Raw genomic sequence first — 12,803 nt, forward strand, 5'->3', positions numbered from 1 at the left:
AAGCTCGCTCCTACAGGAGGATTTAGCTACCACCCTCGCTGCGCCCGCCGCTGCTGACTTCGGCGGGTACATCTTCGCCAGCCATGCGTTTACGGAACAAGGACGTGCGGGCCAGTAGCAAGGTGGTCACCGGCACGGTAATCGCCAGCAAAATCGGGATCAGCCAGGCGTGCAGGACCGGCGTGGATTTAAGTGCCGAGAAGTACACAATCGAGGCCAGTGCCACGCACCAGGCGCCGAGGGTAGAAGCCAGTGCAGGCGGGTGCATGCGCTGGAAAAAGTCCTTGAGGCGCAGCATCCCGATGGCTCCAAACAGCGCAAACAGGCTGCTGACCACCAGCAGCACGGCCACCGGTATCTCGATCCAGAGCGACAGCTCGCTGACGGAATTCATTCAATTACCTCCCCACGCAGCAGGAACTTGGCCAGCGCAAACGAGCCGACAAACCCGAACAGGGCGATCAGCAAGGCGGCCTCGAAGTAGGTGTCACTGGCATAACGTATGCCCAACACCAGCATCATCAGCATGGCCACGATGTACAGGTAGTCCAGCGCCAGAACCCGGTCCTGGGCCGAAGGGCCTTTAAACAGGCGGACCACGGTCAGCACCATCGCCAGGCTAAAGAAAAACAGGCTGATCAGAATGGCATTGGAGAGCAGGGCACTCATTCAAAGATCTCCATCAAGGGGCGCTCGTAAGCCGTTTTGAAGTGCTCGATAAATTGCGCTTCGTCATCTAGGTCAAAAACGTGCAACAACAGCACACTGCGGTCCAGCGCCAGTTCGGACCAGACCGTACCCGGCACCACTGTGGTGATCATCGACAAGGCCGCGAGGCCGTTGGCGTCACGCAGGTCGAGGGGGATTTTGATGAACCGCGAGCGTGGCGGGCGCTTGCCAGCATTGAGCACGCCCCAGGCCACGGCGATGTTGGACATGATCACGTCACGCCCCACCAAAAAGAACAACTTGAGGATCACACCCGGACGGTGGATGTGAATCGGCAGGGGCCGCAGGGGCGCGAACATGATCGGCGCCAAAAAGCCCAACGCTGCACCGAGCAACAGATTGCCCGCGCTCAATGACAAGTTGAGCAACAACCACAGTGCCCACAACGCGAGGGACAACCACGGTGCCGGGAATAAACGCTTCATGGCTGCACCTCCTGCAACGCGGCTTTGGCAGTGGGGCCAGGTACAGGGCGAGACTCCAGCACCGCCTGCACATAACGCTCTGGGTTGCTCAAGGTCTCGGCGGCGGCCTGGGTAAAGCGCAACAGCGGTTCAGCCTTGACCGTCAGGACCACACACAGGGCCAGCAGCAACACGATAGGCACGCATTCAAGGCGACGCAGGATCGGTGATGGCCGCTCCAGGGGGGTCCAGAAGCGCTGGATGCCCATGCGCGAAAAGGCGATCAAAGAGGCCAGCCCGGACAGGATCAGCAAAGCCAGCAAGCACCAGGCGGCGGTAGACACCGGGGCGTTGATCTGATTGCCCAGCCCGGCCGGGTTGAGCAGCGCGTTGAGCAAGCTGAGCTTGCCGATAAACCCTGACAGCGGCGGCATGCCAATAATCAGCAGGGCACAGGCGATAAAGCTCAAGCCCAGAAACGCCATCGCCCACGGAATGATCTGCCCGACCACGACGTTTTGCTCGTCGTCCAGGTTGGTCCCGCGCGGGGGCGGCTCAACGATGGAAGGTAATGCTTCAGCATCTTCTTCGTACAGCGTCTCGCTGGATGAGCGCGAACGTTCAATCAGCTCGGCCAGCAAGAACAACGCACTCAGTGCCAGGGTGGAACTGACCAGATAAAACAGGGCCGCCGCAATCAGGTTGGGTTGGGCAAAACCCACCGCCGACAACAGAATGCCGGCCGACACCAGAATGCTCAGGCTGGCCATGCGCTCCAGGCGCTGGGCTGCGAGGATGGCAATGGCGGCGCAGACAATGGTTGCCATGCCGCCGTAGATCAGCCAGTCGCTGCCAAAGTAGGCCGAAGCCCCGGCCTGGCCCGAGAACAGCAGCGTCCAAAGGCGCAATACGGTGTAGATCCCGACCTTGGTCATGATCGCGAACAGCGCTGCTACCGGGGCGCTTGCCGAGGAGTAGGCAGGCACCAGCCAGAAGTTCAGCGGCCACATGCCGGCTTTTGCCAGGAAGGCGATGGCCAGAATGGCCGCACCGGCGTGCAACAGGCCGCGATCGGCTTCGGGCACCAAGGGGATTTTGAACGCCAGATCGGCCATGTTCAGCGTGCCGGTGACGCCATAGATCAACGCCGCACCAATCAGGAACAGTGACGAAGCCAGCAGGTTGATCGCGATGTAATGCAGGCCCGACGACACCCGTGCTTTGCCCGAACCGTGCAGCATCAGGCCGTAAGAGGCCGCCAGCAACACTTCGAAAAACACGAACAGGTTGAACAGGTCAGCGGTCAGGAAAGCGCCATACAACCCCATCAACTGAATCTGGAACAGCGCATGGAAGCTGGAACCGGCGCGGTCCCAGCGGGCCATGGCGAACATCAGCGCGCAACTGGCGATCACCCCGGTGAGCACCAGCATCAGCGCCGACAAGCGATCCACCACCAGCACAATGCCGAACGGCACTTGCCAGTTGCTCGGCAGGTACACGCCAATCGAGGCCGGGCTGCCGTTTTGTTGCGTCCAGAGCAGCAAGGTGATTGAGATGCACAGCCCGAGCAGGGTCGAACCGAGGTTGATACGGGCTTTGAGCGGGCGATGTTTTTCGCCCAGCAACAGCATGCACGCAGCGGTAAACAGCGGTAGCAGGATGGGCGCGACTATCAAATGCGGCATCAAATTCATTCTTTAGGCTCCCGGCCATCCACATGGTCGGTACCGGTCAGGCCGCGAGAGGCCAGCAAGACCACCAGAAACAGCGCGGTCATGGCAAAACTGATGACGATGGCGGTCAACACCAGTGCCTGCGGCAAAGGGTCGGTGTAGTTGAGCAAGTCTTGGGGCACGCCTTCTTTGATCACAGGCTCCTTGCCGATAAACAGGCTGCCCATGCTGAAAATAAACAGGTTGACCCCGTACGACAGCAAGCACAGGCCCATCACCACCTGAAAGGTTCGAGGGCGCAGGATCAGCCAGGTACCAGAGGCGGCAAGCACCCCGATAGCAATAGCGATAACTTCTTCCATCAGGCAGCTCCCGTCTTGGATTGGAGGGCGGGACGATGGGCTCGTACCGATTGGTGAGCCAGCGCTGTGAGAATCAGCAGCGTGGCGCCGACCACAACGGCAAACACACCAATGTCAAAAAACAGCGCACTGGCCACGTGAATCTCACCCAGCACCGGCAAGCTGAAGTGTGCGGTATGGGTAGTCAGGAACGGGTAGCCCCACAGCAGCGAGCCCAGCCCGGTCAACGTTGCACAGAGCAACCCGGTACCCATCCAGCGCAACGGCCGCAGGCTCATTTGTGCCTCGACCCACTGCGTGCCGGCCACCATGTATTGCAGGATGAACGCCACCGACATCACCAGGCCGGCGACGAAACCGCCGCCCGGCTGGTTGTGACCGCGCATAAACAGGTACATCGAGACCATAAAGGCGATCGGCAGCAGCAAGCGCACCAGCACCGCAGGCACCATCATGAAGCCCAGGGCGGTGTCGCTGGCGCTGCGCGGGTTCACCAGGTCGGTGACCACGTCTTTGGCCAGCAAGCGCTGCTGGGCAGGCAATTGCATGCTTTCTTTGGGAGGGCGGAACCGGCGCAGCAGGGCGAACACGGTCAGGGCCACGGCGGCCAGTACGGTGATTTCACCCAGGGTGTCGAAACCGCGGAAGTCCACCAGCATCACGTTCACCACGTTGGTGCCGCCGCCTTCGGGCAACGCACGGCTTAGGAAGAACGAAGAGATGTGGTTCGGGGTTTGCCGGGTCAACATGGCGTACGACAGCACCGCCATGCCGCCGCCGACGGCGATCGACAACAGCAAGTCGCGCAGACGACGGATACGGGCTTTGTTCAGGGTGCCAGGCAGCGGCGAGACTTCTTCGATCCGCCGTGGCAGCCAACGCAGGCCCAACAGGATGAGCACCGTGGTCACCACCTCAACCACCAGTTGGGTCAAGGCCAGGTCCGGTGCCGAGAACCAGACGAAGGTCACGCAGGTCATCAAGCCGCACACACTGACCATGGTCAAAGCGGCCAGACGGTGGTACTTGGCTTGCCAGGCAGCGCCGATGGCACAGGCAATCGCCAGCAGCCACAAGGTCACAAACACAATGGAGCCCGGAATGTTCGGCCGGTCGCCCCAGCTCAAGCCGCTGTAGAGCATCGGGATCAGCCCGGCAATCACCGCCGCCAGCACCAGCAGGAACAACTGGGTTTGCAGGCGCAAGGTGCTCACATGTCGCTCGACGCGCCGCGCTCGGCGCATGAGCACCACCATGCTGCGTTCGAAGAAACGCTTGCCGTTGAAGTACTTGATCAGCGGCGGCAGCGGGAAGCGCTCAAGTTTGAGCTGCTTGCGCAACAACACGTACAGCACGATACCGCCGGACATGGCGATCAGGCTCATGATCATCGGGGCATTCAGGCCGTGCCAGATGGCCAGGCTGTATTCGGGCAGCTCGCCCCCCACCACCGGTTGCGCGGCCGCAGCCAGCAGCGGGCCGACAGTGTGGGCCGGGAAGATGCCGACCATCAGGCAGGTAAACACCAGCAGCTCGACCGGCGCCCGCATCCAGCGCGGCGGCTCATGCGGGGTGTGCGGCAGGTCGGTGGCAGGCGGGCCGAAGAACACATCCACGGTAAAGCGCAGCGCGTAGGCCACGCTAAACGTACCGCCAATGGTGGCAATGACCGGCAGGGCAATTTCGACCCAGGCCGTGGAGTTGATGAACACCGTTTCGGCGAAGAACATTTCTTTCGACAAGAAACCGTTGAGCAACGGCACACCGGCCATCGACGCACTGGCCACCATCGCCAGCGTGGCGGTGTAGGGCATCAGCTTGAACAGGCCGCTGAGCTTGCGGATATCCCGCGTGCCTGTTTCGTGGTCGATGATCCCGGCCGCCATGAACAGCGAGGCCTTGAAGGTGGCGTGGTTGAGGATATGGAACACCGCTGCCACGGCTGCCAGCGGGCTGTTAAGGCCCAGCAGCAGGGTGATCAGGCCCAGGTGGCTGATGGTCGAATAGGCCAGCAGACCCTTGAGATCGTTTTGAAACATCGCGCAGTACGCGCCGAGCACCAGGGTGCAGGCCCCGGCGCCGCTGACAATCCAGAACCATTCTTCGGTGCCGGACAGGGGCGACCACAGGCGCGCCAACAAGAACACCCCGGCCTTGACCATGGTTGCCGAGTGCAGATAAGCCGAAACCGGAGTCGGCGCCGCCATGGCATGGGGCAGCCAGAAATGAAACGGGAATTGTGCACTTTTGCTAAGGGCGCCGATGAGGATCAGCGGCAACAGAATGGGGTACAGGCTGTGAGCTTTGATCTGGTCGCCTGCGGCCAGCACGATGTCCAGATCATAGCTGCCGACAACATGGCCGAGCAGCATGACCCCCGCCAGCAAGCACAAGCCCCCGGCGCCAGTGACCATCAGCGCCATATAGGCGCCGCGTCGGGCGTCAGAGCGGTGGTGCCAATAGCCGATCAGCAGGAACGAGAAGAGGCTGGTCAGTTCCCAGAAAAATACGATCTGGATCAAGTTGCCCGAAATCACCAGGCCGAGCATCGCGCCCATAAACGCCAGGAAAAATGAGAAGAAGCGCGGCACCGGGTCTTCGGGTGACATGTAGTAACGGGCGTACAGAGACACCAGCGCGCCTATGCCCAGGACCAGAATCGAGAACAGCCAGGCAAACCCGTCCATGCGCAGGACAAAATTGAGGCCGATACTCGGCAGCCACATGAACTCTTCACGAATCACCCCACCATGGGCGATTTGCGGATAGAGCAGGGCAACTTGAACTAAGCCGATCAGAGCAATCAAACCGGCCAGCAGTGATTCACTGTTACGTGCGTTGTGCGGCAAAACAGCCGCCAGACAGCTGCCAATAAATGGCAGAAGCAGTAGAACTATCAGGGACATAGGCTTCTAATCTGCAGGAGTTTGCGAACGATCATACGTGGCGGCTTGACGATCACCAACAACGTATCTGTAGATGAATCCTACAAAATGTGTGCAAAACTTTAACAACGAGCCGGGTGCCTTCCTTATTGACCCGCTTGCGAGATGCGAGCGTCGCCCCCATACGTGGGGGCGAGTCATGCCAGGAGATGAGGTTTAACCGGGTGAATGTAGTGCCAAGGCATCACTCGCAGGCTTGATTACCTTGCTTTTCATCCGACTCGCCGGGCGTTTTACCTTTTGTTTTTAACTCACTAACGATCACCGCTGCAACAATCAATACCGCACCGAGCAATGCGATGCCGGGTAAACGCTCCCCGGCGATACGCCCGACGATCCCGGCCCATACCGGTTCACCCGCGTAAATAAGCGTGGCGCGGGTCGGTGAAACACTTTTTTGTGCCCAGTTCATCGCCACTTGAATAATCGCGCTAGCAGCCCCCAGGCCCACCGCGCTGATCAGCAACAGCCAAGAGAAGTCAGGGATGGCCTCGCCGCTCGGCACCACCATCAAGAAGGACAGAATAGACGCGGTGGCGAGCTGCACCACGGTCACCCGTCGCACATCGACTTTGCCGGCATAGGCGCTGATCAGGATTATTTCGGCGGCGATGGCGATTGCACTGATCAGGGTCACGATCTCACCCTGGCTGAAGTTCAGCGATGCACCATTGAGCCCGGACAGCAGCATCAAGCCGGTAAACGCCATCACGATACCGATACTCGGCATCAGGCCGGGTCTGCGGCCCAGTACTAACCACTGCAGCAGCGGCACGAAAGGCACGTAAAGAGCGGTGATAAAGGCCGACTGGCTGCTGGGAATGGTTTGCAGGCCTACGGTTTGCAAGCCGTAACCGAACATGATTGCCGTACCAATGAAAAATCCGGCTTTAAGCTCAAGTCGTGTGAAACCGCGCAAGCTTCGCCAGGAAAACAGCGCCACGATCGTCGCTGCGGCAGCAAAGCGCAGGCCGACAAAAAACATCGGTCCACTGGAGGTCAACGCATGCTGTACCAACAAAAAGGTACCGCCCCAGACCATGGTGATCAGGATCAGCACACACTCTGCTTTACTGAAACGGGCCGTAATAGAACCGAGTTTGGAAGTTTTCAACGTTGACATAACCTTGCACGCCACAAGATGAGAGACGCACAATGCGTCAAAGCTGAGCAGTATACTGCGCACCCCCATAGAGTGAGCAATATAGTGCCCAACGAAATTCCCCATTCTGATCCGTCACAGAGAGGTTTCATGCAACGTACTTCGGTATTGCAGCACGTCAGTCAGAACGTTCGGCGCTTGAGGCTGCTCGCTCACCTTAGCCAAAGTGCACTGTCTGATTTGTCGGGTGTCAGCCGCCGGATGCTGGTTGCGATAGAGGCGGGCGAGAAAAACGTCAGCCTGAGCACCCTTGATCGGGTGGCAGAGGCGTTGAACGTGGCGTTCAGTGATTTGATTCAGGCGCCGGGTTCAGTTGACCCCAGTCGCATCAACGAACTGGCGTGGGCCGGCAATAGCACTGCGAGCAAGGCGGTGTTGCTGGCCAAGGCGGTGGCCCGTAAAGAGATTGAGCTATGGGAATGGACCCTGGTGCCGGGTGACGAATACCACTCGCAGGCTGATGCCGATGGTTGGAGCGAGCAGTTATACGTATTTGAAGGGCGCTTGACGCTGGTGATTGACGAACAGTCGTTCACGTTTGGCGCAGGGGAGTTCTACATGTATGCCAGCAATAAACCGCATTCCTACCGCAATGACGGCGATGAAGTGGTTCGCTTTATCCGCAACGTGGTTATTTAAGAAGGGTGGCGGGACAAACGTCCCGCCGAGCCAGGCTGCCGCACACCGTTCGCTCGCGGTCCAGGCCAATCATTAGGTCAATTGGCTTGAACAGGGTATGTGCTGACTGGGGAATCAGCCCGAGCGATGTCGGTTACACAGCAGACCTGACGCAACACATTGCTTAGCGGATGTTTTTGATGGTGCCTTTGTTGCCGGTAACGGTCACGTTCACCTTCTTGAAGATGAAGTAGTCTTCAACCGACACTGCGTAACGAGGTGCGACGATCAAATCCGAACCCGAGCTCTTGACCGCTTTGTAAGCAGCAGCTGCTTTAGTGGCAGACACTGGGTCTGGCAGGCTGAAAGCAGGAGCAGGGCCGCCATAGGTTACGCCGTCTGCGAACTCGCTGTCGCCGCTGATTTTCAGCACGCCGAACAGAATATCCGAAGACGATTGGCCGGTGATCTCTCCGCCCACTTCAATGTTAGCTTTCAGGTCAGCAGTGACAGTACCCGCGATTGGAGCGTTTGGCTGGCTCACGTTGTGGCTCATGCAACCGCTGGTGGCCAGAACTGCTGCCACTAATGCGACAGGCATCCATATTTTTTTCATCGTAAAGCTCCAAGAGATTTGTCAGTCCGTTCGTTAACGGCGGCGAGACTGTACGTGAGCACTCTTAGGATTAAAGTCAGCCAAGTCCCTCTCTCGCGCAGGCATAAAACCTATTGGAGGTAGGAATTTGGATTGCCTCCTACTTTTACGGGCCTTCACTGTAGGTACGCGGCAGGGCGGGGTGTAATACGCGGGAGGTACGGAAAGATCAAAAGATCTCGAGGCAAATTTTGTCGCGAATATAAGACCCGTGGGAGCGGGCTTGCTCGCGATACAGACGACTCGGTATGGATGTTTCACCCTGTCGATGCAATCGCGAGCAAGCCCGCTCCCACGGCATGCTGAAATAGCCTGAACCCGTTTTAGCGCTGTTCGGTCACGCACTCATCGAGCGCGGAGCGCCAGTCTGGCTGGCTGACTTGCCATTCACGCGCCAGGCGGCTGCAGTCCAGACGTGAATTTTGCGGGCGGGCCGCTGGGGTCGGGTAGGCGCTGGCCGGTATCGGCTCAAGGGTGGCGCACGTTTTGCCTTGGGCCGTCAGGTGCTCGGCAATGGCTTGGGTAAAACCAAACCAGGAGGTTTCACCGGCTGCTGTCAGGTGGTACACCCCCCATGCACCGGCCTGGCCCGCTTGCCAGCGCTCGATCAACGCGCGCGTGCTCCTGGCAATGGTGCCGGCCCAGGTCGGTGCGCCAATCTGGTCAGCCACCACGCGCAGCTCGGTTTTTTCCGGGAGTAAACGCTGCATGGTCAGCAGGAAGTTCTTGCCGTGGGTGGAGTACACCCAACTGGTGCGCAGGATCAAATGCTGCCCGCCCACTGCAGTGATCGCTTGCTCGCCCGCCAATTTGCTTTTGCCGTAGACGCCCAGTGGGCCGGTTGGATCGTCTTCGGTGTAAGGCCCGGGCTTGCTGCCATCGAACACGTAGTCGGTGGAGTAGTGGATCAGTGGAATACCCAGCGCCTTGGCTTCTTCAGCAAAAACGCCCGGCGCGGTGCCATTGATGGCAAACGCCAAGTCCGGCTCGCTTTCTGCCTGATCCACAGCCGTGTGTGCACCGGCGTTAATGATCAAATCCGGGCGATGGGCGCGAACCTGTGCGCGGATCTGTTCGGGCTGGCTCAAATCCAGCTCATCACGGCCCAACACAATCAACTCGGCCACATCGCCAAGCTGCTTTTGCAACTCAACGGCCACCTGGCCGGTCTTGCCGCTGATAAGAATTTTTAAAGGCGTGGCGGTGCGGTTCATGCAATCAGGTCCTTGGCGTCAGTGAAGCCCAGGCGCTGGCCCTGGTAGCTGCCGTCCTGAACACGTTTGCACCACTCCAGGTTGTCCAGGTACCACTGCACGGTTTTGCGCAGGCCGGTTTCAAAGGTTTCTGCGGGCACCCAGCCCAACTCGCGTTCGATTTTGCTGGCGTCGATGGCATAACGCTGGTCATGGCCGGGGCGGTCCTGAACAAAGGTGATCAAGTCTGCGAATTGCGCGACACCGGCAGGGCGCTCAGGTGCCAGCTCTTCGAGCAAGGCACAGATGCCGCGCACCACGTCGATGTTCTTTTGCTCGTTATGCCCGCCTATGTTGTACGTTTCGCCGACCACACCGTCCGTCACCACCTTGAGCAGGGCGCGGGCGTGGTCCTCTACAAACAGCCAGTCGCGCACTTGCAGGCCATTGCCGTACACCGGCAGCGGTTTACCGGCCAGCGCATTGAGAATGACCAGCGGGATGAGTTTTTCCGGGAAATGGAACGGCCCATAGTTATTCGAGCAGTTAGTCACCAGCACCGGCAAACCGTAAGTGCGGTTCCAGGCGCGTACCAAGTGGTCAGACGCCGCCTTGCTGGCCGAATACGGCGAGCTTGGCGCGTACGGCGTAGTTTCAGTGAACAGATCATCAACGCCATGCAAGTCGCCATACACTTCGTCGGTCGAAATATGGTGGAAGCGGAAGGCGCTTTTTGCAGGCTCTTCAAGCGTCGACCAATAAGCACGAGTGGCCTCAAGCAGGCTGTAAGTGCCGACAATGTTGGTCTGGATAAAGTCCGACGGGCCATCGATTGAGCGATCGACGTGCGACTCGGCCGCCAAGTGCATGATCGCCTGCGGCTGGAAACGCTCAATAACTGCGCTCATCGCCGCCTGATCAACGATGTCAGCCTGAACGAACTCGTAACGGGTGTCTGTAGCGATGCTTTGCAGCGATTCCAGATTACCGGCGTAGGTCAACTTGTCGACGTTGAGCACTTCGTGGGAGGTGTCTTTAATCAGGTGACGGATCAGAGCCGAACCAATGAAACCGGCACCGCCGGTGACTAAAATGCGCATGTTCATACTCCTCACACTCTTGCGGTCTCTAGTCATGTAGAGCGTAGCTTGGGAGGATGCACGCGGAGGGGCAAGCGCAAGCAGTACATATTTATCGCCCAGCCCCAATAATTTCCTGCAAACCGTAGTTGTTGACGAGCCTGCGAGGCTACGTCCGATTGCGCAGCGATCGTAAACCCATAAAGCACGCTTCAACTGAAGAATTGCGAAACCCTGACCCACAGATACTTCGCCTGAATACCGCACCCTACAGACGTAGCCTCGCAGGCTCGTCAACGACTACTGGGTGAGACTCGACACTAAAAATTATTAGAATTCAGGGGGTTGCCAGCTTCGATCTTCTAGTACATAATGCGCGCCATCAGCTCGGGGCAACTACCTGAATAGCTGAAGAATCAAAGAGTTGGAAAAGAGTTGTAGCGATCAAGTCGCAAATTTCTTTGCTTTTGATACTTCTAAACAGAAGCTTCAAGCGCAATGGCCGAATAGCAAAATGGTTATGCAGCGGATTGCAAATCCGCCCACGCCGGTTCGATTCCGGCTTCGGCCTCCACATTCAAAGCCCCGTAGATTAAGGTCTGCGGGGCTTTTTTGTTTTCCCCCTAAAGCTCGGAGTTCCGAAACTTTAGGGGGTGGAGTTCCGAAACTATTTCATTTCGAGGGCTTGGCGATGGCTCCAACGCGCCTGTAAACCCGGTTCGTGATCTCCTGTTTTGAGTGGCCAAGCAGCAGGCTGGCATCACTAATGTCAGTGATTTCGGATGCTGCCTTTGGGCGGATATCCTTGAATTGGAATTGGGCGATTTTTTCAGCGTCGCCCAGGGCGCCTTCGCTTATTGCTTTCAGTCTGGCTTTTTCCCGAGCGTCGTCCCAGCGATTGCGCAGCATTTCTTGCGACACTTGGCGCCCGGAAGTATTCAAAATAAAGCGCTTGGAAGTGTGCTGCTTTGTTCTGGTAACTATCGCATCGAGAAGTTGGCCGAGGCTGTTTTTTATGCCGTCGACCTGCATCAAAATCCTGAGTCTTTTCCCCGTCTTTCCTTGTTTAACTGTCAGGTAGTCGCCCTCGATGTCTGCCTGGCTCATTGCGATTACATCAGCTGGTCGTTGCCCTGTCAGATAAGCCAGATCCATGGCGTCTTTCAACTCTTGTGGGGCCTGGCCGTATACGGCAGCCCAAACAACATCGTTGGCGTAGAAGTCGCGGACCTTCTCTTTGTTCTTGCGTACGCCTGCGCAAGGGTTCTCTTTGTCAGTAAAGCCCCATTCTCTTGCCATATTGAATACATGAGATAAAAGGGCGATCTCTCGATTCGCCCTGGTCTTTGCTGTTCGTGCATCGCGATACTGAGCCACCATTGACGGTGTAATTGCATCTATAGGGGCCGTGTCGAATCCTTTGCGCAGATGTTTAAGTTCGGCTTTGTTATCTTTCTGTGTGCGCGGCGCTTTCTTTGGGACTATATCCCGCTCGTACCTGTCGAATATGCCCTTCATTATTTTCAGGTCTGCTGGCTTCGCCTTACATTCAAGTTCGGCCCACTTAAGCCGCGCTTTATCTAGATCTCCGCCCAGTGCTATCTCTTTCCCGTTCGCATCCCTGTAGTAGTAACCAATCCAAACTGTCCCGTTCTTACGCGGGCGCTTACGCCGTACCATCCCTGGCGGCAGATCCCTGTTTTCGGTCTTGCGGGGGCGCATATCAATTCACTCTAGAGAAATCTGGTGTCCAGGCTGGAGCTGGTGGCGGGGTTTGGGTTTCAAGGGAGTTATGAATTGCTCCCAGCATCATGCGTGTGAACATTCGTCCTACCAGTGGGCGACCTCCACGGCTTTCAACAAAGACCCAGTTGCGATCCTTGAGCCATTGGCGTTGGTAGCTCCGGTGTTTGTAGCCCGTCAGTTCGGCTAGCTCTTCCTCGGAGAGAATTTCAGTTTCCATGGGCGTATCTCCATATC

Annotated in this window: 13 protein-coding genes and 1 tRNA gene; 2 read left to right on the forward strand and 12 right to left on the reverse strand. The window is 57.9% G+C overall.

Features of this window, described 5'->3' with window-relative positions; all coding sequences use genetic code 11:
- Nucleotides 1-22: 22 nt before the first annotated feature.
- The 7 genes from AAEZ03_RS11405 to AAEZ03_RS11435 form a co-directional block, all read right to left on the reverse strand.
- Complete coding sequence (locus AAEZ03_RS11405) at nucleotides 23-394, reverse strand: Na+/H+ antiporter subunit G (protein ID WP_048369045.1); 372 nt, start codon at nucleotides 392-394, stop codon at nucleotides 23-25.
- Nucleotides 391-669, reverse strand: a complete 279-nt coding sequence (locus tag AAEZ03_RS11410; protein ID WP_048369046.1) for a K+/H+ antiporter subunit F — start codon at nucleotides 667-669, stop codon at nucleotides 391-393. Before AAEZ03_RS11410 ends, AAEZ03_RS11405 begins: the two co-directional genes overlap by 4 nt.
- Nucleotides 666-1,154, reverse strand: a complete 489-nt coding sequence (locus tag AAEZ03_RS11415) for a Na+/H+ antiporter subunit E (protein WP_048369047.1) — start codon at nucleotides 1,152-1,154, stop codon at nucleotides 666-668. The genes AAEZ03_RS11410 and AAEZ03_RS11415 overlap by 4 nt, the downstream gene beginning before the upstream one ends.
- Complete coding sequence (locus tag AAEZ03_RS11420; RefSeq protein WP_350578587.1) at nucleotides 1,151-2,830, reverse strand: monovalent cation/H+ antiporter subunit D; 1,680 nt, start codon at nucleotides 2,828-2,830, stop codon at nucleotides 1,151-1,153. The genes AAEZ03_RS11415 and AAEZ03_RS11420 overlap by 4 nt, the downstream gene beginning before the upstream one ends.
- Nucleotides 2,827-3,171, reverse strand: coding sequence for a Na+/H+ antiporter subunit C (locus tag AAEZ03_RS11425; protein ID WP_048369049.1), 345 nt, complete (start codon nucleotides 3,169-3,171; stop codon nucleotides 2,827-2,829). Before AAEZ03_RS11425 ends, AAEZ03_RS11420 begins: the two co-directional genes overlap by 4 nt.
- Nucleotides 3,171-6,077: a monovalent cation/H+ antiporter subunit A gene (locus tag AAEZ03_RS11430; protein ID WP_350578591.1), complete on the reverse strand. Its 2,907-nt coding sequence runs from the start codon at nucleotides 6,075-6,077 to the stop codon at nucleotides 3,171-3,173. The genes AAEZ03_RS11425 and AAEZ03_RS11430 overlap by 1 nt, the downstream gene beginning before the upstream one ends.
- A gap of 223 nt (nucleotides 6,078-6,300) precedes the next feature.
- A complete protein-coding gene (locus tag AAEZ03_RS11435) occupies nucleotides 6,301-7,239 on the reverse strand; it encodes a DMT family transporter (RefSeq protein ID WP_502947920.1) in 939 nt (312 codons plus the stop codon).
- A 129-nt stretch (nucleotides 7,240-7,368) separates the two neighbouring features.
- Between AAEZ03_RS11435 and AAEZ03_RS11440 the strand changes: the two genes are divergently transcribed.
- Entirely contained in the window at nucleotides 7,369-7,917 is a 549-nt protein-coding gene (locus AAEZ03_RS11440; protein ID WP_350578597.1) for a helix-turn-helix domain-containing protein, read from the forward strand.
- A gap of 163 nt (nucleotides 7,918-8,080) precedes the next feature.
- Here the strand turns inward: AAEZ03_RS11440 and AAEZ03_RS11445 are convergent, their stop codons facing one another.
- From AAEZ03_RS11445 to rfbB, 3 genes are all read right to left on the reverse strand, one after another.
- The gene (locus AAEZ03_RS11445; RefSeq protein WP_123748734.1) at nucleotides 8,081-8,512 is read right to left on the reverse strand and encodes a hypothetical protein; all 432 of its coding nucleotides are present in this window, start codon (nucleotides 8,510-8,512) and stop codon (nucleotides 8,081-8,083) included.
- A 362-nt stretch (nucleotides 8,513-8,874) separates the two neighbouring features.
- Entirely contained in the window at nucleotides 8,875-9,765 is an 891-nt protein-coding gene (gene rfbD / locus AAEZ03_RS11450; protein WP_350578599.1) for a dTDP-4-dehydrorhamnose reductase, read from the reverse strand.
- Complete coding sequence (gene rfbB, locus AAEZ03_RS11455) at nucleotides 9,762-10,844, reverse strand: dTDP-glucose 4,6-dehydratase (protein WP_153336400.1); 1,083 nt, start codon at nucleotides 10,842-10,844, stop codon at nucleotides 9,762-9,764. Before rfbB ends, rfbD begins: the two co-directional genes overlap by 4 nt.
- 479 nt (nucleotides 10,845-11,323) lie before the next feature.
- Between rfbB and AAEZ03_RS11460 the strand changes: the two genes are divergently transcribed.
- Nucleotides 11,324-11,397 (forward strand) — tRNA-Cys (locus AAEZ03_RS11460).
- A gap of 98 nt (nucleotides 11,398-11,495) precedes the next feature.
- Here AAEZ03_RS11460 and AAEZ03_RS11465 read toward each other — a convergent pair.
- Nucleotides 11,496-12,545: a phage integrase gene (locus AAEZ03_RS11465; protein ID WP_350578601.1), complete on the reverse strand. Its 1,050-nt coding sequence runs from the start codon at nucleotides 12,543-12,545 to the stop codon at nucleotides 11,496-11,498.
- Nucleotide 12,546: 1 nt separating this feature from the next.
- Nucleotides 12,547-12,786: a DUF4224 domain-containing protein gene (locus AAEZ03_RS11470; protein WP_350578604.1), complete on the reverse strand. Its 240-nt coding sequence runs from the start codon at nucleotides 12,784-12,786 to the stop codon at nucleotides 12,547-12,549.
- Between the last annotated feature and the right edge of the window lie 17 nt (nucleotides 12,787-12,803).

The organism is Pseudomonas sp. HY2-MNA-CIBAN-0224 (assembly GCF_040310285.1).
GTDB classification, from domain to species: domain Bacteria; phylum Pseudomonadota; class Gammaproteobacteria; order Pseudomonadales; family Pseudomonadaceae; genus Aquipseudomonas; species Aquipseudomonas helleri.

Coding starts and splice junctions, on each gene's coding strand:
- AAEZ03_RS11405 (WP_048369045.1), bottom strand. CDS start 394: ATGAATTCCGTCAGCGAGCTGTCGCTCTGGATCGAGATACCGGTGGCC.
- AAEZ03_RS11410 (WP_048369046.1), bottom strand. CDS start 669: ATGAGTGCCCTGCTCTCCAATGCCATTCTGATCAGCCTGTTTTTCTTT.
- AAEZ03_RS11415 (WP_048369047.1), bottom strand. CDS start 1,154: ATGAAGCGTTTATTCCCGGCACCGTGGTTGTCCCTCGCGTTGTGGGCA.
- AAEZ03_RS11420 (WP_350578587.1), bottom strand. CDS start 2,830: ATGAATTTGATGCCGCATTTGATAGTCGCGCCCATCCTGCTACCGCTG.
- AAEZ03_RS11425 (WP_048369049.1), bottom strand. CDS start 3,171: ATGGAAGAAGTTATCGCTATTGCTATCGGGGTGCTTGCCGCCTCTGGT.
- AAEZ03_RS11430 (WP_350578591.1), bottom strand. CDS start 6,077: ATGTCCCTGATAGTTCTACTGCTTCTGCCATTTATTGGCAGCTGTCTG.
- AAEZ03_RS11435 (WP_502947920.1), bottom strand. CDS start 7,239: ATGTCAACGTTGAAAACTTCCAAACTCGGTTCTATTACGGCCCGTTTC.
- AAEZ03_RS11440 (WP_350578597.1), top strand. CDS start 7,369: ATGCAACGTACTTCGGTATTGCAGCACGTCAGTCAGAACGTTCGGCGC.
- AAEZ03_RS11445 (WP_123748734.1), bottom strand. CDS start 8,512: ATGAAAAAAATATGGATGCCTGTCGCATTAGTGGCAGCAGTTCTGGCC.
- rfbD (WP_350578599.1), bottom strand. CDS start 9,765: ATGAACCGCACCGCCACGCCTTTAAAAATTCTTATCAGCGGCAAGACC.
- rfbB (WP_153336400.1), bottom strand. CDS start 10,844: ATGCGCATTTTAGTCACCGGCGGTGCCGGTTTCATTGGTTCGGCTCTG.
- AAEZ03_RS11465 (WP_350578601.1), bottom strand. CDS start 12,545: ATGCGCCCCCGCAAGACCGAAAACAGGGATCTGCCGCCAGGGATGGTA.
- AAEZ03_RS11470 (WP_350578604.1), bottom strand. CDS start 12,786: ATGGAAACTGAAATTCTCTCCGAGGAAGAGCTAGCCGAACTGACGGGC.